This is a genomic window from Solicola gregarius (assembly GCF_025790165.1).
In the GTDB taxonomy this organism is placed as follows: domain Bacteria; phylum Actinomycetota; class Actinomycetes; order Propionibacteriales; family Nocardioidaceae; genus Solicola; species Solicola gregarius.
In genome coordinates, this window is sequence record NZ_CP094970.1 from 3330783 (window position 1) to 3355495 (window position 24713).

The window sequence follows — 24713 nt, forward strand, 5'->3', positions numbered from 1 at the left end:
GCGCGGTTCGCTACGTCGCGGGCGCCGACATCAGGATCGCGTTCTGGTTGCGGTCGAGACCGGGCAACGTGATCGTCGATCCGCCGCAGTGCGGAGCGAACACGAACGACACCTTCCGGCCGCGCGGCTTCCACACGCGTTCGAGGCCGGACTCCGGCGACCAACGCATCAGGTCGTCCGCCGTGCCGTCCTTGCTCGCCGGGCGTAGGTAGTACGTCGCCCCGCCGCACCAGGTCGACGAGCCGGACATCGCGGCCCCGAGCTTGGCGACCTCGCCGTCGGGCCCGCGCGCGTACGCGGTGCCGATCTCGACTCGGTGTCGGTTGCGAATCTGCAACCAGAGTTGGGATTCACCGCCCGGGACGATCTCCCAGCCGACACACCGCTTGGCCGCACCGACGACCTGGGCGGTGCCGTTCTTGACCGCCTTGAGGGTCATGCAGGGCTTCGACCGGTTGTCGAAGCTGGTGTATCCGAGCGCGTCGGGCGTGAGCCTCAGCTGGGTGAAGCCCTCCTTGAGCGGCTTGGCACAGGTCAGCTGTTCGCCATCGAGCGAGCCGAGGTCGAGCCGGGCGAGGCAGTAGTGGTCGTTCGGTCCGGTGGGGTACGCGAGCGCACCGTCGTACATGGAGATCGACCCCGCGGCGGCTGGCGGTGGGGCCGAGCCCACCTGCCCGACCATCCGCCGCTCACCGGTGCGCAGGTCGTACACGGCGAGCTTGCCGGACTTGGCGCCACGCGCGGTCAGGCTCGGGCCCGCGTACACGACCGCCCACGGCCACTGCATCTCGAGCGCCTGCACGCGTCCCTTACCGGCCCTGAACCGAAGGGTCTTGCCCGGTCCGGTGATCGTGACGCGCTTGCCGAGCGTGTCGGCGACACCGGTCCACCCGCGTGTTGCCGCCGCGGCGCCGTCGGCCCGCAGCTTTCGTACGCTCCAGTCGAGCCCGGCGGTCTCGGCCTCGGCCGCGTCGGGTGCCTCGTCGGTACCCGTCCCCGAGCCTCCCGATTCGGGCCCGTCGTCGGTACTCGTACCGGTGCTTGGACTCGCGCCGCTGCCGGTCGGGGTCTCGTCGTCGGCGGCTTCGTCGTCGCCTCCTGACGAACAGGCCGCGACCAGGCAGAGCGCGGCGATCGCGATGGTCGATCTCGCCCGCGGCATCAGACCCCGATGTTCTGCTGGGGATGGGCCTTGTTCGCGAGGTAGCTCATGTACGCGCGGTGGTACTGCAGCCGTGCCACGTACGGTGCGCTGGAGTTGAAGCGCCGCGGGTTCCACGGTTCGAACAGACCGATCGTCGCTGGGTTCTTGCCGCGGTTGTTGTAGCCGCGTCCGACCTGGAAGTGTCCACCGCCGGAGTAGCCGTGGAGGTAGTCGAAGTACCTCGCGTCGAGCACGGGGTGCATCACGATCGGGGCACGGTACTTGGCGTAGTGGCGCTTGTTGAGGCTGAGCCACTTCTTGTAGCCGTAGCCGCTGATGTCCAAGACGATGTACTTGCCGGCGTACTTCTTCTTGTCGAAGCCGGTGTACTTGTTGACGGCGGCGACCATGTTCCAGATCCCGCTGCCGCTCGTGGTGGTGCCGAGCCGTCGGGCCCACAGCGACTGCGGCCTGACGCTGCCCTTGCCGTGCCAACCCCAAGCGATCAGTTGCATGGTGGTGGGACCGCACCAGTACGAGCGTCGCTGTTCACGTACGTGATGCCAGTTGAGCACGTAGTAGCGCTTCGGGTACGTCAGCTTGCGCTCGGTCGTTGCGGCGCGTGCCTCGGGGTGCCGGGCGAAGTAGCCCGCCGGGTACGCCGTGCCTTCGAGCTCGTGCCGAAGCTCCACCACCTTGCTGGTCGCAGCGGCGGCACGTCGTAGCTCCGCACGGTCGGCCGCGGCCTGCGCCTGCGGTGCCATCCGGGCGCCCGCGCGCAGGGAGTCGAGCAGGTCCGCGTCGCCGGTCTGGCGACCTCCCGTCCGCATCGCAGTCGACTCTCGCGAGACGAGATCGCGCCGGAGCTCGGCTGCAGTACGGGTAGTCCACCCGTAGTTGAGGCAGTAGCGCTGCGACTCGAACGTCGCGCAGCGGATCTTGGCGGACGCGAGCGCTCGTGCGCTCGCCGACGGGGCGAGCCGTGCGCCGGAGCTTCCGGCCGCGACCACGCGGTCTATCTCGCGTTGCATGGCGGGGGTGATCGTCGTCGGCGGCACGCTGCCGGGCGAGCTCGTACGTGCGTTGGTGGGTGGCCAGTTGTCGGACGGATCGGACGGGGTTTCTTGGTCGGCGGCCGATACCGGCGCCGACAGCACGGTTGCGCTGAGCAGGGCGACGGCTGCCGCGCTCACCGAGAAGCGCATATTCATCGCAGTACCTACATTCCAGGGGGCGGTTCTCCTCGAAGCCTCACCCCGGGGCGGCGACGTGTCAACCACTTGAGTCCCATCAGTCACATGAACACCAGTCGACACGCCGTGACACGCCGAGAATTTCATCGGTGTAATTCGTTCTGGGCGGGGGAACCGACGTCGCAGGGCGTACGTCGAAGGCACGGAGCGTGATCATGCAGACGATGTCCTCGGCGCAACGCCGGCATCGCAGACCCGTGCTGTGGCTGCTCGTCGGCCTGATGGTCGTGGCGACCGTTGCCCTGATCGACGTGGCGACCTCGGGGTCACCAGGCCGTCGCCGTGGTACGCCGGCGAGCCTCGGCTGCGGCCGGGGAGCGCGTACTCGCCGTCGCGTGGTCCTACCCGTACGACGGCGCTACCCGGCTGTTCCGCGACACCGGCTCACTGGGTGCCATGACGGTGGATGACGTACGCGCCCAGATCGAGCGCGACCTGCCACCGGCCTCGGTGTCCGGTCTTCTGCAGCGACCCGAAGGGATACGACGAGGACGTACCCGACGACTCGTGACCGCAGTGCGCATCGCCCGACCCCGGCGCAGGGCAGTGCGTCCCACGATCGGCCACACGGGGTACTGTCGCAGGGTGGCCGGTACCGATTTCGACACCCAGATCAAGCAGCTCGACGCGACCCTGCGCTCGATCGAGAACGTTCTCGACCTCGACGGCATGCGCGGCGAGATCGCCGATCTGCAGGAGCAGGTCGGTGCACCGGATCTCTGGGACGACCAGGCCAACGCGCAGCGAGTGACGGGCCGGCTGTCCGTGCTCCAGGCAGAGCTCGAGCGTACGACCGGGCTGCGTCAGCGACTCGACGACCTCGGCGTGCTCGTGGAGCTCGCGCAGGAGGAGTCCGACGCCGACACGTTGGCCGAGGCGGAGGCCGATCTCAGGCGCATCCACAAGGCGATCGAAGCACTCGAGGTACGTACCCTGCTGTCCGGCGAGTACGACTCCCGCGAGGCGCTCATCTCCGTACGTTCCGGCGCCGGCGGCGTCGATGCCGCCGACTTCGCCGAGATGCTGATGCGCATGTACGTCCGCTGGGCCGAGCGACACAAGTACCCGACCGAGGTGTACGACACGTCGTACGCCGAGGAGGCCGGCATCAAGTCGGCGACGTTCGCGGTCAAGGCGCCGTACGCGTACGGCACGCTGTCGGTCGAGTCGGGCACGCACCGCCTGGTACGCATCTCGCCGTTCGACAACCAGGGCCGGCGACAGACGTCGTTCGCGGCGATCGAGGTCGTTCCGGTGCTCGAGCAGACCGACGAGATCGACATACCCGAGGACGAGATCAAGGTCGACGTCTACCGCTCGTCGGGTCCCGGCGGGCAGAGCGTCAACACCACCGACTCCGCCGTGAGGTTGACGCACATCCCGACCGGCATCGTGGTGAGCTGCCAGAACGAGAAGAGCCAGCTACAGAACAAGGCGACCGCGATGGTCATCCTGAAGGCCAAGCTGCTCGCCGTACGCAAGGCCGAGGAGCGTGCCACGCTGGACGAGCTACGCGGCGACGTCGCGGCCTCGTGGGGCGACCAGATGCGCAACTACGTGCTGCATCCGTACCAGATGGTCAAGGATCTTCGTACCGAGTACGAGACCGGCAACACCAGCGCGGTCTTCGACGGCGAGATCGACGACTTCATAGAGGCGGGCATCCGCTGGCGGCGCAGCCACGAGACCGCCACCGCGGCGTCCTGACGCACGCGGCAGGCGCGTACGGCCGTCACCGCTACGTGGCAGACCGCGCCGCTGGGTAGCAAGTTTGCTGGGTAGCGGCGCGGATTACCATGGGCCCATGGTAATCCGCGGGGCAAAGTAGCGGTCAGATCTGGGCGAGGTCGGGCTCGATGGCGGCCGCGACCCGATAGAGCCGGGCGTCGAGTCCGTGCGGCGCCATGAGCTGTAGTCCGACCGGTAGACCGGTGTCCGATCCCACCCCGCACGGCATGGACATCGCCGGTACACCCGCGAGGTTCGCCTCGACCGTCCACCAGTCCGTACGCGGGATGGCGAGCGGGTCGTCAACACCACGCCTGCCCAGTGGTGGGGCGACGAGAGGCATGGTCGGGCTCACCAGCACATCGCAGGACTCGAAGCAGTGACCGACATCGCGCGCCACCATCTCGCGTACCGAGAACGCCTCGCGTAGCTGGTCGGAGCCGCCGAGCGTCCGCGCGATCTCCAGCCGCTGCGCCGCCTCGTCGCCGAGCTCCCCGAGCATGGCATGGCTCTCGAGCACGATCAGCGCCTCTGCCGACGAGATGGCGTAGTACGTCGGCAGCGCTTCGCCCGTGCGGGCGAGCTGGACGTGCCGAAGCCGTGCGCCGTGCGCGACCAGCGCCTCGCAGGCGCGTACGAACTGGGCGCAGATCTCGGGGGAGTTGCGATCGCCGGACATCTGCTCGACGACGCCGATCGTCAGGTCGGCAAGCATCGGGGCGATCCGCCCGGCCTCGGCCGCGGCGGCGAGCTGGGGGGTCGACCCGGCGAGGACGTCGTGCAGCAGTGCCGCGTCGGCGACGGTACGCGCGAGCGGCCCGACCGTATCGAGGCTCGGAGCGAACGGCACGACGCCATCGAGCGGAACGCCGCCGTGGCTCGGCTTCACCCCGACGACCCCGCACTGTGCAGCCGGCTCGCGGATGGAGCCGCCGGTGTCGGTGCCGAGTGCCAGCACGTCGTACGCGGCCGCCGCGGCCGCCGACCCCCCGCTCGAGCCGCCGGGACTGCGTTCGGTGTCCCAGGGGTTGAGCGTCGGACCCCATGCCGAGCTCTCCGTCGACGCACCCATCGCGAACTCGTCGAGGTTCGTCGTGCCGATGACCACCGCGCCCGCTTCGCGCAACCGGCGTACCACCTCGGCATCACGATGCGCCGGCCGCTCGGCGCGCCGAGTCGCCGAACCGCACCCCCACGGCGCACCGCGTACGGCGATGTTGTCCTTCACCGCGACCGGTCGGCCGCTCAGCGGGCCGGGAACTGCCGGCGCGCCGGGTGCCGCGTCGTCGAGGTGTACGAACGAGTTCAGCTCCGAGTCACGTGCCGCAATGCCGGACAGCGACGACCGCACGGCATCCGGCACGGCTGCCATCAGGCCGTCGCGAATCGCCCGAGCACCCGCGGGTGCACGCCTTCGAGATGGTCGGCGAACATGCGTTGGTACGCGAGCTCCTCGCGGCTACGCGGTGCGGGCAGCCCCGCGACGCGTACCGCCTGCCAGTCGCGGTCGGCCGCGACACGGTACGCCTCGCGCTGCATCACATCGGCCATGCCGCTGCCGTCGCCGAACTGCTCCTTCGGCCGCCACAGGATGTCGTCGGGCAGCCAGCCGGCGAACGCCTCGCGCAGCAGCGCCTTCTCCTGACCGCGCTCGCGCGGCAGCTTCCACTCGATCGGGATGCGCTGGGCGAGGTACACCAGGCTGCGGTCGAGGAACGGCACCCGCGCCTCGAGGCCATGCGCCATCGTGACCCGGTCGCAGCGCTGCAGGTTGAGGTTGTGCAGGCCCTCGACGCTGCGGATCAGCTCCTCGGCGAGCTGTTCGTGGTCGATCGCGCGCAGATGGTCGTACCCGGCGAAGAGCTCGTCGGCACCTTCGCCGGTGAGCACGACCTTGACCGTCGTGGACGCGAGCTCGGAGAGCAGGTAGTTGGGCACTCCACTGCGTACCAAAGAGGGCTCGTACGACTCCATGCAGCCGACGACATCGGGGAGCACCGCGACGACCTCGTCGGGGCCGAACACGCGCTCGTGGTGCTCGAGGCCGAGGTGGTCGGCGACGCGGCGTGCCGCGGCGAGATCCGTGCTGTCCTTCGTACCCGCGGCGAACGAGTGGATCGGCCCGCGCGACGGGTCGGCGTAGCGGGCCATGACCGCGGCGACGAGGCTGGAGTCGAGCCCACCGGAGAGGAACACGCCGACCGGTACGTCACCCATCATCCGGTACCGCACCGAGTCGACGAACGACGAGCGGATCGCGGCGATGGCGTCATCGCGCGACTCCACCGGCGCGACATCCGTACGCAGGTCGCGGAAACGGGCAAGGCCCGACTCGGGCGACCAGCGGAAGCCCGGCGGGAACTCCTCGACGTGCGGGCGCGTCTGCGGGTCGAACGCACCCAGCTCGGAGGCGAACGCCGTCATGGAGCCGTCGCGTACCCAGTACAACGGCTTGACGCCGAGCGGGTCGCGCGCCGCGAGCACCGTGCCGTCGGCATGCGCGACGACGAAGGCGAACATGCCTCGTAGCTCCGCCAGGTCGTCGTCCGAGCCGCTCCTCGCCGCTGCGAGCGCTGCCTCACTGTCCGAACGGGTCCGGAACGCGTACCCGGCGTCCTCGCGGAGATCACTGTGGTTGTAGATCTCGCCGTTCGCGACCACCCAGTGCCCGTCGTCGGAGCCGAGCGGCTGGTCGCCGTCGGCAAGGTCGACGATCGCGAGCCGGGTATGGCCGAGCCAGGTGTCACCGACGGTACGCGAGCCGTAGCCGTCGGGGCCCCGGTGGCGGACCCGGTCGAGCATCTGGTGGCCGAGCTCCGCATGGGTGGTGACGGGGTCGTGGATCGCGACAATGCCGCACACGAAAGTTCCTCGATTCGTAGGGGGTTCGCCCTCATTCTACGAAGCCGACACGACGACGGCCGTGTCGGCCGGGCTCGTCTGGCGTGCCGACGTACACTCGGTTGCTGGCCAGCCCCGCCGCGCGGCGGGACATCCCATGACGCCTATCACCTGGCCGCGAGAGATCCGTGATCCGCTTCGACAACGTCACCAAGGCCTACCCCGGCCAGCAACGCGCTGCCCTCGAGGCAGTCGACGTCGAGGTCGACAAGGGCGAGTTCGTGTTCCTGGTCGGGGCATCCGGCTCGGGCAAGTCGACCTTCCTACGGCTCATCCTGCGCGAGGCCAGCCCGACCTCCGGGCGCGTGTACGTCGCGGGCAAGGAGATCAACCGGCTCGCGAGCTGGAAGGTGCCTCGGCTTCGACGCGACCTCGGCACCGTGTTCCAGGACTTCCGGCTGCTTCCGAACAAGACGGTGTTCGAGAACGTCGCCTTCGCTCTCCAGGTCATCGGCAAGTCCAAGAGCGAGATCAGGCGACTCGTACCCGAGACGCTCGAGCTCGTCGGGCTCGAGAACAAGACGGAGCGCCTGCCCGATGAGCTTTCCGGAGGCGAGCAGCAGCGCGTGGCGGTCGCTCGTGCGTTCGTGAATCGCCCGATGATCCTGATCGCGGACGAGCCGACCGGAAACCTCGACCCGACGACCTCCGTCGGCATCATGAAGCTACTCGACCGCATCAACCGCACCGGCACGACCGTGCTGATGGCGACCCACGATGCGGGCATCGTCGACCAGATGCGCAAGCGCGTCATCGAGCTCGACGACGGCAAGGTGATCCGCGACCAGGCGCGCGGCGTCTACGGCACCCAGAACTGATCCGCGGGGAGTTATGGCGTTCACACAGGTCTTCTCTGAGCTCGGCACCAACCTGAGGCGCAATGTCTCGATGTCGGTGTCGCTCATCGTCACCATGACGGTGTCACTGCTACTCGCCTCGCTGGGCCTGCTCCTCCAGCAGCAGGCAGACCACACCGAGGAGCGGTTCGGCAACGAGCTCCAGGTGCAGGTCGTGCTGTGCACGGAGAACTCGCGCAGCTCGAACTGCCTCGGCGGTGCCGCGACCGACGAGCAGGCCGACGCCGTGAAGAAAGCGCTCGACGACAACCCGGCGGTCGAGTCGGTCGAGTTCCGCAGCTCGGAGGAGTTCCTCGACATCCTGCGCGAGACGTACAAGCAGGGCGACGAGATCGACGACGAGATCCTCGAGGGTCTCAACGCGAAGGACTTTCCCGCGTCGTACTTCGTCACGATGAACGACCCGGATGATCACAAGGAGGTCGAGAGCCAGGTCGAAGGGATGAACGGCGTCGCGTCGACCGAGAACCTCCGCGATCTGCTCGGCCCGCTGTTCTCGATCCTCGACTACATCAGGTGGGCCGCGATCGGCGTCGCGCTGCTGCTCGTCATCGCCGCCGTGCTCCAGGTGTCGAACACGATCCGGATGACGGTGTACGCCCGGCGCCGCGAGATCGGCATCATGCGGTTGGTCGGCGCATCGACCTGGCATATCCAGATGCCGTTCATCCTGGAGAGCCTCGTCGCCGCTCTCGTGTCCGCGGCCCTTGCCTGTGCGGGACTCGCCGCGTTCATGAAGTTCATCGTGTACGCCCAAGCACGCGAGAAGCTCAGCGAGATGACGTTGTGGGTCGACTGGTCCGACGCCGGCACCGTCGCGCTCTATACGCTCGGGTTCGCAATCCTGCTCGCGCTGATTCCGACACTCTTCATGACCCGCAAATACCTCAAAGTTTGAGGTGCGTGCGTTAGCGTCGCTCTTGCGTGTCCGCGGCCCCGTGCCGCGTACCCGTGAACAAGTTCGTCGAAGGCCCATCAGCAGCAGAAAAGAGAGCAGACAGCGAAAGCGAAGGCAACACTGTGTTACGACACTTCCCCCATGGTCGTACACAGTGCCCGGGAGACGATCCGAATTCGTCGTCACCCAGCACTGTGCCCTCGACATCCGCGCGACGTACCCGGCTCGCGACGGCGGCGCTCCTCGTGACCGTCCTCGCTTGTTCGACCCTGACGGCGGCCTCGGCCGACGAGAAGGGCGACCTCAAGAACAAGCGCGGTGAGGTCAGCCAAGACATCAACCAGGCCGAGGCCTCGCTCGACGAGTCCAGCGAGCGCCTGGTCAACGCCAGCAACGCGTACGAGGCCGCCAAGGTGAAGCTCGGTACTGCGCGCGACACGCTCGCGACCACCCAGGGCCAGCTGCAGACGGCGCGCGCGTACGACGAGACGATGCAGGCCCGGCTCGCAGACGCCGAGCAGGACCTCGAGACCGCCAAGTCCGCATTGCAGGGCGGCCGCGATCGCGTCGACGACGCGACCGAGAAGGCGCAGCAGTTCCTGATCGAGCAGGCGTCATCGGGCGATCCCAGCCTGCGCGCGCTCAGCTCACTGCTCAAGGGCGAGACCTCGAGCTCGTTCGGCGTCCGGATGGACTACACGAGCGCGGTCAACGAAGCACAGAGCGCAACGCTGGAAGACCTCGACGCGTCTGAAGTGATCCTCCAGGTCCAGCGCGACGAGGTGCAGGACGCGCGCGACCGGGTCGCGGAGGAGCGGGCCGAAGCCGCCCGCAACCTGGAGCTGAAGAAGAAGCTCGAACTCGAGGCGAAGCAGAACGAGGCCGACGTCGAACAGCTCGTCGGCAAGACCGACGCCGCCCGCGCGGACGCCGAGGACGCCAAGGACGCGGACCTCGCGCAGCTGAACCAGCTGGAGGACGAGCGCGACCGGATCGGCGCCATGCTGCGCAAGATCGCCGAGCGCGAACGCCAGGAGGCGCTCGAGGAACAGCAGCAGCAACAACAGCAACAGCAGCAGCAGCAGAACAACGGTGGAAGCAACGGTGGCTCCAACAACGGTGGCTCCAACAACGGTGGCTCCAACAACGGCGGCGGCGGACCGTCCCCGACGTTCGATCTGGACTACCCGATCAGGAACACCTACATCACGTCGCCGTACGGGATGCGGTTCCACCCGATCCTGCATTACTACAAGCTGCACGACGGCACCGACTTCGGCGCCACTTGCGGTACGCCCGTACACGCGTCCGAGGACGGCACGGTCACGTCGGCGTACTACAACGAGGGGTACGGCAACCGGATCATCATGAACCACGGCATCCACCGCGGGGTCAGCGTGGCCACGTCGTACAACCACATGACCAGCTTCTCGGTCGGCGTCGGCCAGCACGTACTGAAGGGCCAGGTCATCGGCTACTCGGGCACGACCGGCTACTCGACCGGCTGCCACATGCACTTCATGGTGTACGTCAACGGTGCGACGACCAACCCGATGAACTGGCTGTGAGACTCGCATCCCCACCGTGAGCCGCACGTTCTCGCGGGAAACGCCGGCGTGTCTCCGCACAAACGTGCGGCCCACGGGGGTTTGGGGCGGGTTTGCGACAATGGGTGGATGGCGAAGGAGAGCGGGCGCAAGGTGGTCGCGCAGAACCGCAAGGCGAGGCACGACTTCCACATCGAGGACACCTTCGAGGCGGGTCTGGTACTCACCGGCACCGAGGTGAAGTCGCTGCGGGCCGGGCGGGCGTCGCTCACCGACGGCTTCGCCGATTTCGACGACGGCGAGATGTGGCTCCTGGGCGTCCACATCCCCGAGTACACCCAGGGCACCTGGACCAACCACACCGTACGACGCAAGCGAAAGCTGCTGCTGCACCGCTCCGAGATCGACAAGATCGAGCGCCGGGTCAGCGAGCGGGGCCTCACCGTCATTCCGCTGTCGTTGTACTTCCTCGACGGTCGCGCGAAGGTCGAGATCGCGCTCGCACGCGGTAAGAAGTCGTACGACAAGCGCCACGCGATCGCCGAACGCGACCAGAACCGGCAGGCGCAGCAGGAGGTCGGCCGCCGGATCAAGGGTCTTCGTTGATCGACCCGGCCGACGACGTCGCGCACGTACGCGCCTGGGTCGATGCGCTCGGCCTTCCCGGGCTCTTCGACGCGCATGTGCATTTCATGCCGGCGGCCATCATGGACCGGGTCTGGGCTCACTTCGACGAGCGGGGCCCGCTGATCGGGCGGCCGTGGCCGATCAGGTACCGCGGCTCCGACGACGAGCGCCTCGCCACCCTGCGGTCGTTCGGTGTTCGCCGCTTCTCCGCGCTCCCGTACGCGCACAAGCCCGGTGTTGCGGATTTCCTGAACGGCTGGGCGCGTGACTTCGCCGAGCGGCATGACGAGGTTCTCTGGTCGGCGACGTTCTATCCCGAGCCATCGGCCGGCTCGTACGTCGAAGGCCTGATCGAGGATGGTGCCGAGATCTTCAAGGTGCACGTCCAGGTCGGCGACTTCGATCCCCGAGATGCGCTGCTCGACCCGGTGTGGGCCGCGCTCGCCGACAGCGAGACGCCCGTTGTCGTGCACGCCGGATCCGGTCCGGTGGCCGGACGGCACACGGGAGCGGGGCCGATCGGCGAGGTGCTCTCCCGGCATCCACGACTTCCGATGGTCGTCGCGCACATGGGTGCGCCCGAGTACGCCGACTTCCTTGTGCTCGCGGAGAAGTACGAGCGCGTCCGGCTCGACACCACGATGGCGTTCACGGACTTCTTCGACGCCGAAGCGCCGTACCCTGCCGACCTGCTGCCGCGCCTGCATGACCTCGAGCCACGCGTGCTGCTGGGGTCGGACTTCCCGAACATCCCGTACTCCTACGCGCATCAGCTCGAGGCGCTCGAGCGCCTCGGGCTCGGTGACGACTGGCTGCGGTCGGTGTGCTGGCAGAACGCCGTCGAGCTGTTCGGGCTGCGCCGGTAGTCAGGCCTCGTACGTCGCGGCGGCCGCGCGAGCGACCTCGCGCATCTCGGTACGCAGATCGGACGGCGCGAGCACCTCGACGTCGCCGGCGAACGCGAGCAGGGTGCCGATGGCAGCCCGGCGTATCCGGAAGGTGCATCGCATCAGCACCGAGTCGGGCCCCGACTCGTCCGTGTCGATCGTCGTTCCGCTCACCAGCATGGGTTGGCACGCCCGGCGCACCTGACGCTCCTCGGCACGGCTGCAGCGGAACTCGAGCGTGATGTTGTCCTCGCCCGGCCGCTCGAACCTCTCCCGCATCCGCTCCCACTCGGCATCGAGGTCGAAACCCGCCGGTCGTTCGAAGGTCGCGTCGAGCACCGAGAGGGACGTCACCCGCCCGACGCGGTAGGTCTTGGTCGAGCCGCGATGGTGTGCGAGCAGATACCACCGTCCGCCGTTCTCGATCAGCCCGTAAGGGTCGACCGTGCGCTGCTTCGCACGAGCATCCGAAGCGCCGCGGTACGACATTCGTACCCGCTGGTTTCGTACCGCTGCCATCCGCAGCGTCGGCAGGTGACGTGAGTCGTCCGGATCGACGAACCATCGCCGGCGGTCGACATGCACGACATCGCGAAGGTCACGCGCGCGTTCGAGCGTGCGATCGGGAGCGGTCGAGGCGAGCTTGTCGAGCGTCTGCCGCACCTGGCTGCCGAGCCCGAGGTCGGAGAGCGTGTCGAGGCCGGTGTACGCGAACAACACCTGTGCCTCGTCGTCGGTCAGCGCGCTGACATCGGCCCGGAACCCTTCGAGCAAGGAGAATCCGCCGTTGCGCCCCCGCTCCGCGTACACCGGCACGCCGGCGGCCGACAACGCCTCGATGTCGCGCATCACCGTACGCGCACTCACCTCGAGATGGTCGGCGAGCTCGCGCGCGGACATCGACGCGCGACCGCGGAGCAGCAGCATGATCGACAGCAACCGGTCGGCCTTCATGCTCACAATCTTCGCAGAAATATATGACACAAGACGTCATGTATTGCGTGAATGGTGGTTCCTGTCGACGTCAAGGCGGCGTCAGTACGGGAGGAGAACCAGATGAACACCGACCCACGAGGCACCCTGCGGGACGCGGTCGACCAGGCCGGCGCCCTCGTCGCGGCAACGACGGACGACGCACTCGCCAGGTCGACCCCATGCGACGAGTTCGACGTACGCGCGCTGCTCAACCACATGGACGGTGTGCTACGCCGGATCGCCCATGTCCTGGACGGCGGAGCGCCGTTCGACGTACCGAGCAGCGTCGACGGGTTCGCGGACGACGACCGCGACACGGTGTGGAAGGACGATGCGGCGACACTCGGACAGCGACTCGACGACGACTCCGTCCTCGACCGGATGGTCACCGTGCCGTTCGGGACCATGCCCGGGAGGGCGGCCATCGCGGTGTACGTCAACGAGCTGACGACCCATGCATGGGACCTCGCCAGCGCGATCGGCCGTCCTGATCTGCTCGAGGACGCACTCGCCACGTACGCATTGGAGGTCATTCAGGACGCGCTGCCCGAGGAGCCGCGAGGCGGGCCGATCCCGTTCGGGCCGGTCGTCGCGGTCGGCCCCGACGCAGCTGCGTACGAAAGGCTCGCCGGGTGGCTCGGCCGGGATCCGGCCTGGCGGGCCTAGCGGAATAGCGCATGCGCCGGGGTGGTTGGACCAGGTACGCTGGAACGGCTGCCCCGGCAGCATTGACAACTCAAGAGGGGCTGATCGGTTTCGACTTCGGTCGTACGGATCAGATGAAGCGGGCCGAGAATCCAAGGTCATCTCGTAAACGTTCCTTGGAAACCACAAGTGCCAATTCAAAGCGCACTGACTTCGCTCTCGCCGCCTGAGGCGGCCTAGCGAAGGGTCAGCCTGGGAGTGCCTCCGTCCCAGTCACTGGCCTCATTAAGGAGGCTTGCTGCACCTACCCGGTCGCGGGGTAGGTGCGGGACTTTTTCGCGACTGAGCCTGTCGGCGGCGTGTCTGCTCGAATGCCGAGGCTGAGAAAAGCGTCATGCAGACTGCGCCCGGAGAAGACCTGATGCTGCGCCGAAGGACGCGGGTTCGATTCCCGCCAGCTCCACGATCGATCGGTACCGGTGTGCTCGCGAGGGCGCGAGCCGGTATCGATCGTTGTCTGTCTGGGGGTGCGACCCCCAGGCCCCGCCCGGGGCTTCGCCCCCGGACCCCCAAAGTGGGCCGGTGTGCGACGGGATCCCGCCAGCTCCACGATCGATCGGTACCGGTGTGCTCGCGAGGGCGCGAGCCGGTATCGGTCGTTGTCTGTCTGGGGGTGCGACCCCCAGGCCCCGCCCGGGGGCTTCGCCCCCGGACCCCCAAGTGGGCCGGTTTGCGACGGAATCCCGCCAGCTCCACGTGGGATCGTTTGTAAGGGATGCGTGTTCCTCGTTCGTGTTTCGCGTAGGAAATGCGTCTACTTGGTTTCGTTTGGGTGTGCCGTGTGTACGTCCTCGATGAGGACATATCCGGTGACCTTCTTGTTGGTCGTGGTATCGATGAAGTACCAGATGCGGCCGCCGCCAGGAAACTTGTACTGGTACCGGTCGTACTCCTCGCCCTGGTATGTGCCCCGAGCGAGGTCAGCCTTCAACCGGTAGACCCGCTTGCCGTCTTCCAGCGCGGGTTCGACGCAGAGGTGCTCCCACGCGTCCACAATCGCATTGCGGTAGGTGGCGAGGCCGTCCTTCCAGCCCTTCTCTGCCTGCCGGGTGATGAGGACTATCCCGTACTCCGCCCGTTTCAGTGGACGGCGGACGAGGTCGTCCTCTCGTCGGGCCTTGCCGCGCGTCACGAGGCGCGAGGATCCGGGACGACGCTGCCTTCAGGGAGGTACTCCAGGTTGTCAGGTCGACTCTGGAGGCCAAGGGAGTACGCGATCGCGGTCTCTCGCCAGTTCGCTACCTCCACGCCGAGCCGGTCGAAACGGCCCACCGATGCGCATGCTCGGGCGGTTCGCAGGAAGTCATCGACGAACCGCTGCCGCGCAGGAGCGTCGAGGAACTCCATCCACGGGAACGACTCCTGGAGGGACCCTGCGAGACGTTCAACAACGTCCTTATCGAGAAGGGTGGCGCCGATCAAGTGCGCGAGCGCCCCAACCATCTCGCGCTCTTGCGAGGCGTCCTGGTCCTTCGATAGCCGCAGTGCTTCGCCCCCACGCCGCGTCAGCACGACATCGCCTTCGTTCAGGCGGTCGATCACGTCGTTGGGGTTGCGGAGAAGTTCAGACAGCGTGGCGGTGCTCATGCCACAAGTATGCAGAACTAGTTCAGAACTATCAACGCCTGGTCGCCCCGGGGGATTCTTGCGGCCCCAGCGAGGGATCGAAGCCTCTGACCCCCAGGACGTTATGTGTAGTCGCAGGTCAGCAGGAGTGCCGCGTTCCCGTACGACGACTCAGGATCGATCGGTACCGGTGTGCTCGCGAGGGCGCGAGCGGGTATCGATCGTTGTTTGTCTGGGGGTGCGACCCCCAGGTCCCGCCCCCGGAGTCCTGCCACGCGGGCGAGAGTGCCGATGGAGTCGTGAAATTCTGTTGCGGTTGAAGCAGGGTGATCGCAATCCTGTCGCGTGTGGACTCCTGGGAGATCGCGGGTGAGCCGCCGCTGCGACTCGAACTCGTCGAGATGCGCCATGCCGAGGCTATGGAGCGGTTCGAGCTCGCGAACCGTGAGTTCTTCGCCCGGCACGTGAGCGACCGTGGCGACGACTACTTCGAGCAGTTCGAGCAGCGACTGGCGAGTCTGGTGGACGAGAACCGTTCTGCGCGCAGCCTGTGTTTCGTCCTCGTCGGCTCCGCCGGTGAGGTGGCGGGGCGGATCAATCTGTATGACATCGATCGGCCCGAGGTCACCGAGCTGGGCTTCAGAGTGGCCGAGCGTGTCCAGGGCAACGGCGTGGCCAGCCGCGCGGTGTTGGCCGCCCTGGGGGTGGCCGGCGCGCGTGGGGTGAGGCAGGTCGTCGCACGCGCATCGACGATGAACATCGCATCCCAACACGTGCTGGAGAACTGCGGATTCTCGGGCACCGGCCAGATCGAGCCACCCGCAGACTCATCGAAGGCCTTTGTCGGCTACCGCAGAACACTCTGACCGCCACCCGCCCACGGAAGGTGCCGGTCTCGCGGCCCCACGTACGACTGTGCGCCGCGTCCCGATGACGGGGAGGCGGCGCACAGTCGTGTCTGTGTCGGGCTACTTCACGTCGTAGCGGTCGAGGTCCATGACCTTTGCCCAAGCGCGTACGAAGTCCGTGACGAACTTCTGCTTCGCGTCGTCGCTGGCGTACACCTCGGCGAGGGCACGCAGCTCGGAGTTGGCCCCGAACACCAGGTCGGCCCGGCTGCCGGTCCACACCTTCTCGCCCGTTGCGTCGTCGAAGGCCTCGTACGTCGCCGACGTCTCGGAGTCGGCGTCGACCGGCTTCCAGGTGTAGCTCATGTCGAGCAGGTTCACGAAGAAGTCGTTCGTCAGGGCGCCGGGCGTCTTGGTGAGTACACCCAGCTCGCTGCCCTGGTGGTTCGCGCCGAGCACCCGAAGGCCACCGACCAGAACGGTCATCTCGGGTGCGCTCAGGGTGAGCAGGTTCGCCTTGTCGACGAGCATGAACTCGGCCGGGAGCGGGGCCGCCTTGCCGATGTAGCTGCGGAAGCCGTCAGCCGCCGGCTCGAGGTACGAGAACGACTCCTCGTCGGTCTGCTCCTCGGTCGCGTCGCCGCGACCCGGCGTGAACGGCACCTCGACGTCGAGCCCAGCGGCCTTGGCCGCCTGCTCGACACCGACCACGCCGCCCAGGACGACGAGGTCGGCGAACGACACCCGCGTGCCGTCGGTACGCCCTGCGTTGAACTCCGCCTGGACCGCCTCGAGCGTACGGATCACGCTCGCGAGCTGGTCCGGCTCGTTGACCTCCCAGCCGCTCTGCGGGGCGAGACGGATCCGGCCGCCATTGGCGCCGCCACGCTTGTCGCTCCCGCGGAACGACGAGGCCGCCGCCCATGCGGTCGACACGAGCTGCGAGACGCTGAGACCCGAGTCGGCGATCCGCTGCTTGAGATCGGCGACCTCCGCGGGGCCGACCGGCTCGTAGTCGGGCGCGGCGATCGGGTCCTGCCACAGCAGCTCCTCGGCGGGAACCTCCGGGCCGAGGTAGCGCTGGATCGGACCCATGTCGCGGTGGGTCAGCTTGTACCAGGCGCGAGCGAAGGCATCGGCGAACTCGTCCGGGTTGTCCATGAAGCGCCGTGCGATGGGCTCGTAGATCGGGTCGAACCGCAGCGAGAGATCCGTGGTGAGCATCGTCGGGCGGTGCTTCTTGGCCGGGTCGTGCGCATCCGGGATGGTCTCCTCGGCATCCTTGGCGACCCACTGGTACGCACCCGCAGGGCTCTTGGTGAGCTCCCACTCGTACCCGAACAGGATGTTGAAGAAGCCCATGTCCCACTCGGTCGGCTTGTCGGTCCAGGTGACCTCCAGGCCGCTGCCGAGCTGGTCGGCGCCGACGCCGGTGCCGTACCCGTTGTGCCAGCCGAGGCCTTGCGCCTCCAGCGGCGCGCCCTCGGGTGCGAGGCCCTGCTTGTCATCGGGATTCGCGCCGTGGGTCTTGCCGAACGTGTGACCGCCCGCGATGAGCGCAAGAGTCTCCTCGTCGTTCATCGCCATCCGGCCGAAGGTCTCGCGGATGTCGCGGGCCGCGGCCACGGGGTCCGGCTTACCCTCCGGACCTTCCGGGTTGACGTAGATGAGGCCCATGTGGGTCGCACCGAGCGGCCGCTCGAGGTCGCGCTGGTCGCTCAGGATCCGCTTGTCACTGCCGAGCCACTCGGTCTCGGAGCCCCAGTAGATGTCCTCCTCGGGCTCCCACACGTCCTCGCGACCACCGGCGAAGCCGAAGGTCTTCAGACCCATCGACTCGAGGGCGACGTTGCCGGTGAGGACCATCAGGTCCGCCCACGAGATCTGCTTGCCGTACTTCTTCTTCACCGGCCAGAGCAGCCGCCGCGCCTTGTCGAGGCCGACGTTGTCGGGCCAGCTGTTCAGCGGTGCGAATCGCTGTTGGCCGGAGCCGGCTCCGCCTCGACCGTCGTTGACGCGGTACGTACCGGCGCTGTGCCACGCCATCCGGATCATCAGCGGCCCGTAGTTCCCGAAGTCGGCGGGCCACCACGGCTGCGACGCCGTGAGCAGCTCGGCGATGTCCCTCTTCACCTCCGCCAGGTCGAGCGACTCGAACTCCGCGGCGTAGTCGAAGTCGTCGTCCATCGGATCGCCGACATCGGGGTTCTTGGCGAGTAGCTTCAGGTTCAGGCGGTTCGGCCACCACACGTTGTTCGCGCCGCCGTGGGTCGGATGCGGCAGATTGGCGCCGTGCGCGACCGGGCAGCCGCCGGTGGACTGCTCGTTGGTGGTTTCCGGGCTGTTCTCGGACATGTATTCCCTTCCGGGGAGCGACGGATCGGCTCGGCTACGCGTCGCGCGCCGAACACTCGGGACAAAGACCCCAGTAGATGACCTCGGCCTCGTCGATCGAGAAGCCGTGGTCATCGGCCGGGGCCAGACAGGGTGCAACACCGGTGGCGCAGTCGACGTCGGCGATGGCACCGCACGAACGACAGACGACGTGGTGATGGTTGTCGCCGACGCGCGACTCGTACCGTGCCACGGATCTCGACGGCTGGATGCGGCGTACGAGACCGGTCGTCGTGAGCGTGTGGAGCGAGTCGTAGACCGCCTGGTGCGAGACCGTCGGAACATCCCGGCGGACCGCATCGAGGATCGAGTCGGTATCTGCGTGCGGGAGCGCGTGCACTGCCCGCAGCACCGCGAGCCGGGGCCTGGTCACGCGCAGGGTGACCCCGCGCAGCAGCTGCTCCAGCTCGTCGTCGGTCGACACGTGCCGCAGTCTTCCATCTTTTCTTGAATCATTCAAGAAAAGATCTCGGGGGATCAGGTGAGGTGGTCGAAGTCCCCGCGCACCCACGCCGCGTGTCGGTCCGCCGAGCGGCGTACGACCGCCCGCGCGTCCGTGGGTACGACGTTGTCGAAGTTGGAGTACAGCCGGTCGAACGCGAACTGCTCCACGTGATCGGCTATCCGCTCCACCACTGCTGCCGACAGCGGGATGCGGTTCGGGTAGCTGCGCATGAAGCTGACCGATGTTCGGTCCGGGTTCGCGAAGATCGTGTCGCCGGCGAGGAGTACGCCGCGGTCGTCGGCTCCGTGTGCCCAGTGCACGACCGCACTGCCCGGGAAGTGACCGCCCGGCTGGCTCAGCGTGACACCGGGAAGAATCGGCTCGGTGCCGGCCCAGGTCCGGATCACGGGGTCGGGTCGCGCTACCCAATGCGCATCGGACTCGGAGACCAGCACCGGGGCATCGTTGAGCGCACGGCTCCACTCCACCTGCACACCGAACATGTGCGGATGACTGGCAACGATCGCGACGACATCGCCGAGCTCGCGTACGCGCGCCACAGCGGCGTCGTCGACGTATCCGGTCGGATCGAACAGTACGTTGCCGGCAGGCGAGCGGATCAGCTTCGTCATCTGGCCGATGCCCGCCTTCGGGCTGCTGGTGATGCCGTACAGATCCGGCTCGAGCTCGGTCACGTCGGTCGTGTAGCCGGAGTCGGCGAGCTCCTTCAGCGTCGTCCAGTGCTGACCGTCCGCCGGCACCCATTGGCGTTCGTCGGCGCAGATCGCGCAGACGTCGACCTTCTCCGCATGCTCCACCGCGCAGGTCGCGCAGATCCAGAAACTCATGTTTCCCCCTCGGGCTCGGTGACGCTGAAGGCAGGCAGCGATCCACGATATCCCGTCGGCCGCGAGTGGCGCAGATTCGCTGCTCACACCGCTTGCGAGCAACGAACCTGCGCCACTCGTGACGAGGTGCGACCGGGAGGCGGGTCAGCGGCGCGTACGGAGGTAGTCGCTCACGACGTACTCGCCCAGGCGCCCGACCTCCGGGGTGAACACCCGGCCGCCGTTGCGCCTCGCGACGGCATCGACGAAGCGGGCGAGTCCGGGGTCGTCTCCCAGCAGGAAGAAGTTCAACGTCGCACCGACCCGCGTCATCGCGTCGACCTCGGCGATCGTCGCGCGTACAGTCTCGGCCGTCGTCGGCCACGCGAACGCCGGGTACCCATCGGCCTCGAGGTGTGCGGTCGGCTCGCCGTCGGTGATTACCAGCACGACCGGTTCCGCCTCCGGATAGCGGAGGATGTGCCGGCGCGCGAGTGCCAGCGCATGTTGAAGGTTCGTACCCTGCTCCCACCCGGGCTCGACCTCCGCCAGCTCGGTCGGCGCGAGGGTACGCGCTGTCCGGGAGAAGCCGATCACCTGCAGCGCATCGGTCCGAAATCGCGTGTCGATCAGATGGGTGAGGGCGATCGCGGTCTGCTTCATCGGCGCCCAGCGGCCCTCGTGCACCATCGAGAACGACAGGTCGACGCACAGCGCCACCGCGGCCTGCGTACGCCGCTCGGTCTCCGCGACGGCGAAGTCCTCCGCCGCGAGGGCGACTCCGCGGCCCCGGCCGCCACCCGCCGAGGCGGTACGCAGCGCCGCATTGTGCAACGTACGTACGGCGTCTATGGGCCGCTCGTCTCCGAACTCCCAGGGCAAGGTCGCCCCCGTCCGCTCGTCGGCCGAACCAGGGCGTACGTCGTCGTGGTGGCCGACCCCCGAAGCGTCCAGACCGTTGAAGATCCGGCGAAGAGCCGACTCGCCGAGCCGGCGCATCGCCTTCGGGGTCAGGCTCGGGCCGTCGGCGTCGCGGGTGAGGTAGCCCTGCCGCTCGAGCTCGCGCTCGAGGTCGCGCAGCGCGTCGAGGTCGCGAGCGGCCGACGGCGGCAGCTGCCGTTCGAGCGCGTCGACGTCCACATCGTCGAGCGTGGCGCCGGGATAGTCCTGCGCGAGCTGCGCCTCGAGCCGCTCGATGTCGGCGAGATCCGCGACCGCGCCGACGGCGTCGCCGTAGCCGAGCGGAGTCTCGCCCCCGATCTGGTCGGTGCCCGAGTCGCGCATCATGCCCGGACGCAGGGCGCCGAGGTTGTCCTGGAGCTGGCGGAGCTCGCTCTCCAGGCCGACGTCGTCGCCGAGCGACTCCTGCATCAGTCGCTCGAGCTCGTCGCGCTGCTCCGGCGTGAGGGAACGCATCATCCGGTCGGCAGCGGCCTGTCGCCGAGCCAGCATGTCGATCAGGTCGTCGGTGTCGCGCGGCCCCTCCGGAAAGAACTCACCGTGCTTGTCCATGAACTCGCGGAAGTCGACGGTGGTGTCCTCGCCACTGGCGTGCTTCGCGAGCAGTGCGTTGAGGTCCGCGATCATGTCGCGGACACGGTCCATCGACCCCGGATCCGCGCCGCTCAGCGCCGAACGCATTCCGGCGAACTGCGCATCCAGCACCTCGCGCCGCAGCATCGCGCGGATCTGCTCGTACGTCTGCGCGGCTTCGGGCGAGCGCCATTCGTACGACGAGAGGTCCTGTACCGCGCTCGCGACGTCGTCGGGAAGGTCGTCGAGCGTCATCTTCGCGAGCTCGGCGGCGGAATCGTCGTGGCGCGACAGCTCGTCGCGTTCGGCGGCAAGCGCCTGGTCGAGCGCGGCGCGTACGCGGTCGAGGGTGCCCGCGACGTTGCCCCGCCGGCGTAGCTCGTCACGGCGCTCGCGCAGCCGACGGCGCAGTTCGTCGAGCCCGGTGCGGCCCGATGCTCCGCGCCGCAGCAGGCGGTCGATCGCCTCGCGTACGCTCGCGCCCTCCATCACGTCGCGTCCGACCTCGTCGACGCTCTCACGTACGTCGAACGGCGGCTGCAGGGGGTCGCCGCCGCCGTGCCAGGTGCCGTAGCGGTACTGCCGTGGTCGGCGACCGTTCATACCTGGACTCCCGCGCTCGCTCGGCCGCTCATGTCCCTTGGTCGCGCTCGGTCGTCCGCTCGCGCCGCGGACGGCTCTCGTCCCTCGGGCCGGCCGCTTCGCTCGCTACCTCGCTCGCCGCTCATGTCCCTTGGTCGCGCTCGGTCGTCCGCTCGCGCCGCGGACGGCTCTGGTCCCTCGGGCCGGCCGCTTCGCTCGCTACCTCGCTCGCTGCTCATGTGCCGTACACCGCGCGTCCGTCGACCTCGTCCTTGGACAACCGTCGGGTCAGGTACAGGCCCTCCAGCACGAACTCGATCGCGGCGGCCGCCTGGCCCGGAGACACGGTGTCCTCCTCGACGCCGAGGCCGCTCAGGACTGCCGCGAGACCGTGTACGGACCCCATCTGCTCGAGAAGGTCGGCCGCGGGTACGAGCGCGCCCGTCTCGACGACACCGCCCTCGGCGAAGTGGTCGACGAACGCGGCGAGGTCGATCGTTGCGAGCCGGTCGCGGAACGTGTCGGCGACGGCCACCCGGAGCAGGTGCCACAGCACCTCGTCCTCTCGACCCTCCTCACCCATCTCGAACTCGACCTTGCCGAGCAGCGTCGGGAGTATCTCCGGTAGGTCGCCGACCCGCGCGACCGGCTGCACCTCTCCCGTGAGGGCCGCCCGGCGCAGTGCGGAGGCGGCAGCACCCTCGGCGGCCGCGATGGCGAACCGAGCGGAAACGCCCGAGCGCTGGTCGATCTGGTTCGAGCCACGCATCTCGTACGCGAGCCGCGCGGTCACCTCGATCAGATGCCGCGGTACTGCGGCGACGAGCTCGGCCTCCTGCGCGATCAGCGCGACCTCGTCGTCGAGATCCTCGAGGTAGTGCGTGCGAATCTCCGCGCCGAAGCGGTCCTTGAGAGGCGTGATGATGCGGCCGCGGTTCGTGTAGTCCTCGGGGTTGGCCGAGGCGACCACCAGCACGTCGAGCGGCAGCCGGAGGTTGTAGCCGCGGACCTGCAGATCGCGTTCCTCGAGCACGTTGAAGAGACCCACCTGGATGCGTTCCGCGAGGTCGGGGAGCTCGTTGATTCCGAAGATGCCGCGGTTGGACCGGGGGAGGAGGCCGTAGTGGATCGTCTCGGGGTCACCGAGGCTGTGCCCCTCGGCGAGCTTGACCGGGTCGATGTCACCGATCAGGTCGCCGACGCTGGTATCGGGCGTCGCGAGCTTCTCGGTATAGCGCTCGTCGCGATGCCGCCAGGCGATCGGCAGCTCGTCGCCGTGCTCCTCGATCATCGCGCGGGACGCTCGGGTCAACGGCGCGTACGGGTGCTCGCCGAGCGGGGAGCCGTCGATGACCGGGGTCCACTCGTCGAGCAGCGTGACGAGCGTACGCATCAGCCGGGTCTTGCCCTGACCGCGTTCGCCCAGCAGGACGACGTCGTGGCCGGCGAGTAGGGCCCGCTCGAGCGCCGGAACCACGGTGTCGTCGAAGCCGACGATGCCGTCGAACGTTCGGTCGCCCGAACGCAGCCTGGTGAGGAGGTTGGCACGGATCTCGGCCTTGACGTCGCGGAGCTCGTGGCCCGAGGCGCGCAGCTCGCCGATGGTCTTGATGTCGGGCTCAGAGGTCGCCATGGAAACGAATCTACGACGCACCTGGTTGCACGGCCATCGCTTGGTGTCGCGGTACGCCGGCACAGATGCGACAGTGGAACATGGTCGTCCCGATAGCGGCGCCGTCGATCGCCGCAGCGCTCGTGCTCACGCTCTGCCCAACCGCCGGCAACCCGTCGGAGGGGCAACGTCCGGCGGCGCCTGCCCGACCCGCCCTCCAGGTCACCGCGGTCGTCCGTAACCTCGACATCGCGTGGGACCTCACCTTCCTGCCGTCGAAGGCGATGCTCTACACCGAGCGCGACCGCGAACGCATCTGGTGGCGTGGGTCATCCGGCCGGGCACGGGTGGTCGCGCGTACGCCGAAGGGTGTGTGGCACGGAGGCGAGACCGGACTGATGTCGATCGAGGCCAGTCCGAGGTTCGCCGAGAACCGCACGTTCTACACCTGCCACGGCCATCGACGCGGCGGTACGCAGGACGTCCGCGTGGTCGTCTGGCGTCTGAACAAGCGCGCCACCAAGGCCCGCCAGGTACGTCCCCTCGTCACCGGCCTTCCGTCGACGTCGGGACGACACGGCGGCTGCCAGCTTGCGTTCGGCCGGCACGGCCGGCTGTACATCGGCACCGGGGACGCCGCGACTGGGACCAACCCGCAGAACCTGAAGTCCGGCGGCGGGAAGGTCCTCCGCGTCAACGCACGGACGGGCAAGGGCGTCGCGAGCAACCCGTTCGCCGGGGCCGACAACGCGATGAAGCGTCGCGTCTACACGTACGGTCACCGCAACGTCCAGGGCCTCGCCCGGCGTCCGGGAGCGGGGATGTGGTCAGTCGAACACGGTACGTACCGCAACGACGAGGTCAACCGTCTCCGCAACGGTGGCGACTACGGCTACAACCCGGTGCCGGGCTACAACGAGTCGGTTCCGATGACCGACAACGGACTTCCGGGCAGACAGATCTCGGCGCGGTGGCGTTCGGGTAACCCGACGATCGCGCCCTCCGGTGCGGCCTGGATGCGCGGCAAGCGCTGGGGCAAGTGGCAAGGTGCGCTGGCGATGTCCGTGCTCGGTGCCGAGCAGCTGCGCATCCTGCGCTTCAACGGCAAGGGAAAGCTCGTCGGTCAGGCCGTGCCCAAGCGTCTGCGGGGCACGTACGGCCGGCTGCGTGCCGCCGTACTCGGGCCCGGGAACTCGCTGTACGTGACGACGGCGAACGGCGGCGGCAAGGACCGTATCCTGCGCATCCGGCCGCGGGGTTGAGACGCACCTCCCGCCGAGGTACGTCGTCCTGCCAATAGCGGGGTCGCGGATCGGCGGGACGCCGTACCTCGGCGGGAGGTCGCCCGGCGATAAGGTGACGTCGCCCGCGTGACGTTCGGCCG

Annotated in this window: 22 protein-coding genes and 1 other RNA gene; 10 read left to right on the forward strand and 13 right to left on the reverse strand. The window is 68.2% G+C overall.

Annotated features, from left to right (window positions below):
• Positions 1–10: 10 nt before the first annotated feature.
• From L0C25_RS16260 to L0C25_RS16270, 3 genes are all read right to left on the reverse strand, one after another.
• Positions 11–1162: a hypothetical protein gene (locus L0C25_RS16260; RefSeq protein ID WP_271632732.1), complete on the reverse strand. Its 1152-nt coding sequence runs from the start codon at positions 1160–1162 to the stop codon at positions 11–13.
• On the reverse strand, positions 1162–2355 hold the full coding sequence (locus L0C25_RS16265) for a cysteine peptidase family C39 domain-containing protein (RefSeq protein ID WP_271632733.1): 1194 nt from the start codon (positions 2353–2355) through the stop codon (positions 1162–1164). The genes L0C25_RS16260 and L0C25_RS16265 overlap by 1 nt, the downstream gene beginning before the upstream one ends.
• A gap of 426 nt (positions 2356–2781) precedes the next feature.
• Entirely contained in the window at positions 2782–2964 is a 183-nt protein-coding gene (locus tag L0C25_RS16270; protein ID WP_271632734.1) for a hypothetical protein, read from the reverse strand.
• An 18-nt stretch (positions 2965–2982) separates the two neighbouring features.
• Between L0C25_RS16270 and prfB the strand changes: the two genes are divergently transcribed.
• Entirely contained in the window at positions 2983–4104 is a 1122-nt protein-coding gene (gene prfB / locus L0C25_RS16275) for a peptide chain release factor 2 (protein ID WP_271632735.1), read from the forward strand.
• 124 nt (positions 4105–4228) lie between these two features.
• Here prfB and L0C25_RS16280 read toward each other — a convergent pair whose 3' ends face one another.
• Together L0C25_RS16280 and L0C25_RS16285 are read right to left on the reverse strand one after the other, a co-directional pair.
• Positions 4229–5497, reverse strand: a complete 1269-nt coding sequence (locus tag L0C25_RS16280) for an amidase (RefSeq protein WP_271632736.1) — start codon at positions 5495–5497, stop codon at positions 4229–4231.
• Entirely contained in the window at positions 5497–6987 is a 1491-nt protein-coding gene (locus tag L0C25_RS16285) for an asparagine synthase-related protein (RefSeq protein WP_271632737.1), read from the reverse strand. Before L0C25_RS16285 ends, L0C25_RS16280 begins: the two co-directional genes overlap by 1 nt.
• Positions 6988–7154: 167 nt before the next feature.
• On the opposite strand from L0C25_RS16285, the gene ftsE reads away from it, so the two are divergent.
• The 5 genes from ftsE (at position 7155) to L0C25_RS16310 (ending at position 11821) form a co-directional block, all read left to right on the forward strand.
• Positions 7155–7844: a cell division ATP-binding protein FtsE gene (ftsE, locus tag L0C25_RS16290; protein ID WP_271632738.1), complete on the forward strand. Its 690-nt coding sequence runs from the start codon at positions 7155–7157 to the stop codon at positions 7842–7844.
• Positions 7845–7857: 13 nt separating this feature from the next.
• Positions 7858–8781 (forward strand): permease-like cell division protein FtsX, encoded by a 924-nt coding sequence (gene ftsX / locus L0C25_RS16295; RefSeq protein ID WP_271632739.1) that lies wholly within the window; start codon positions 7858–7860, stop codon positions 8779–8781.
• A gap of 194 nt (positions 8782–8975) precedes the next feature.
• A complete protein-coding gene (locus tag L0C25_RS16300) occupies positions 8976–10349 on the forward strand; it encodes a M23 family metallopeptidase (RefSeq protein WP_271632740.1) in 1374 nt (457 codons plus the stop codon).
• Between the two features lie 108 nt (positions 10350–10457).
• Entirely contained in the window at positions 10458–10934 is a 477-nt protein-coding gene (smpB, locus tag L0C25_RS16305; protein WP_271632741.1) for an SsrA-binding protein SmpB, read from the forward strand.
• Positions 10931–11821, forward strand: coding sequence for an amidohydrolase family protein (locus tag L0C25_RS16310; protein WP_271632743.1), 891 nt, complete (start codon positions 10931–10933; stop codon positions 11819–11821). The genes smpB and L0C25_RS16310 overlap by 4 nt, the downstream gene beginning before the upstream one ends.
• Here L0C25_RS16310 and L0C25_RS16315 read toward each other — a convergent pair whose 3' ends face one another.
• Positions 11822–12796 carry a helix-turn-helix transcriptional regulator gene (locus tag L0C25_RS16315; protein WP_271632745.1) on the reverse strand — a complete coding sequence of 325 codons (975 nt, stop codon included), beginning with the start codon at positions 12794–12796 and terminating at the stop codon, positions 11822–11824.
• Between the two features lie 102 nt (positions 12797–12898).
• Between L0C25_RS16315 and L0C25_RS16320 the strand changes: the two genes are divergently transcribed.
• Complete coding sequence (locus L0C25_RS16320; RefSeq protein WP_271632746.1) at positions 12899–13483, forward strand: TIGR03086 family metal-binding protein; 585 nt, start codon at positions 12899–12901, stop codon at positions 13481–13483.
• Positions 13484–13559: 76 nt separating this feature from the next.
• Positions 13560–13928, forward strand: a transfer-messenger RNA (tmRNA) gene (gene ssrA / locus L0C25_RS16325).
• 348 nt (positions 13929–14276) lie between these two features.
• On the opposite strand, the gene L0C25_RS16330 is transcribed toward ssrA, so the two are convergent.
• Positions 14277–14654 carry a hypothetical protein gene (locus L0C25_RS16330; RefSeq protein WP_271632748.1) on the reverse strand — a complete coding sequence of 126 codons (378 nt, stop codon included), beginning with the start codon at positions 14652–14654 and terminating at the stop codon, positions 14277–14279.
• Positions 14651–15109: a hypothetical protein gene (locus tag L0C25_RS16335; RefSeq protein WP_271632749.1), complete on the reverse strand. Its 459-nt coding sequence runs from the start codon at positions 15107–15109 to the stop codon at positions 14651–14653. Before L0C25_RS16335 ends, L0C25_RS16330 begins: the two co-directional genes overlap by 4 nt.
• Before the next feature lie 326 nt (positions 15110–15435).
• On the opposite strand from L0C25_RS16335, the gene L0C25_RS16340 reads away from it, so the two are divergent.
• On the forward strand, positions 15436–15954 hold the full coding sequence (locus L0C25_RS16340; protein ID WP_271632750.1) for a GNAT family N-acetyltransferase: 519 nt from the start codon (positions 15436–15438) through the stop codon (positions 15952–15954).
• Positions 15955–16056: 102 nt separating this feature from the next.
• On the opposite strand, the gene katG is transcribed toward L0C25_RS16340, so the two are convergent.
• The 5 genes from katG to L0C25_RS16365 all read right to left on the reverse strand — a co-directional run bounded on the left by katG (position 16057) and on the right by L0C25_RS16365 (position 23350).
• Entirely contained in the window at positions 16057–18291 is a 2235-nt protein-coding gene (katG, locus tag L0C25_RS16345) for a catalase/peroxidase HPI (protein ID WP_271632751.1), read from the reverse strand.
• A gap of 34 nt (positions 18292–18325) precedes the next feature.
• Complete coding sequence (locus L0C25_RS16350) at positions 18326–18754, reverse strand: Fur family transcriptional regulator (protein WP_271632752.1); 429 nt, start codon at positions 18752–18754, stop codon at positions 18326–18328.
• A 53-nt stretch (positions 18755–18807) separates the two neighbouring features.
• On the reverse strand, positions 18808–19623 hold the full coding sequence (locus L0C25_RS16355; protein WP_271632753.1) for an MBL fold metallo-hydrolase: 816 nt from the start codon (positions 19621–19623) through the stop codon (positions 18808–18810).
• A 144-nt stretch (positions 19624–19767) separates the two neighbouring features.
• Positions 19768–21738, reverse strand: coding sequence for a vWA domain-containing protein (locus L0C25_RS16360; protein ID WP_271632754.1), 1971 nt, complete (start codon positions 21736–21738; stop codon positions 19768–19770).
• A gap of 214 nt (positions 21739–21952) precedes the next feature.
• On the reverse strand, positions 21953–23350 hold the full coding sequence (locus tag L0C25_RS16365) for a magnesium chelatase (protein WP_271632755.1): 1398 nt from the start codon (positions 23348–23350) through the stop codon (positions 21953–21955).
• 65 nt (positions 23351–23415) lie between these two features.
• Here L0C25_RS16365 and L0C25_RS16370 point away from each other — a divergent pair, with 65 nt between their 5' ends.
• Complete coding sequence (locus tag L0C25_RS16370; RefSeq protein ID WP_271632756.1) at positions 23416–24591, forward strand: PQQ-dependent sugar dehydrogenase; 1176 nt, start codon at positions 23416–23418, stop codon at positions 24589–24591.
• Positions 24592–24713 lie beyond the last annotated feature (122 nt).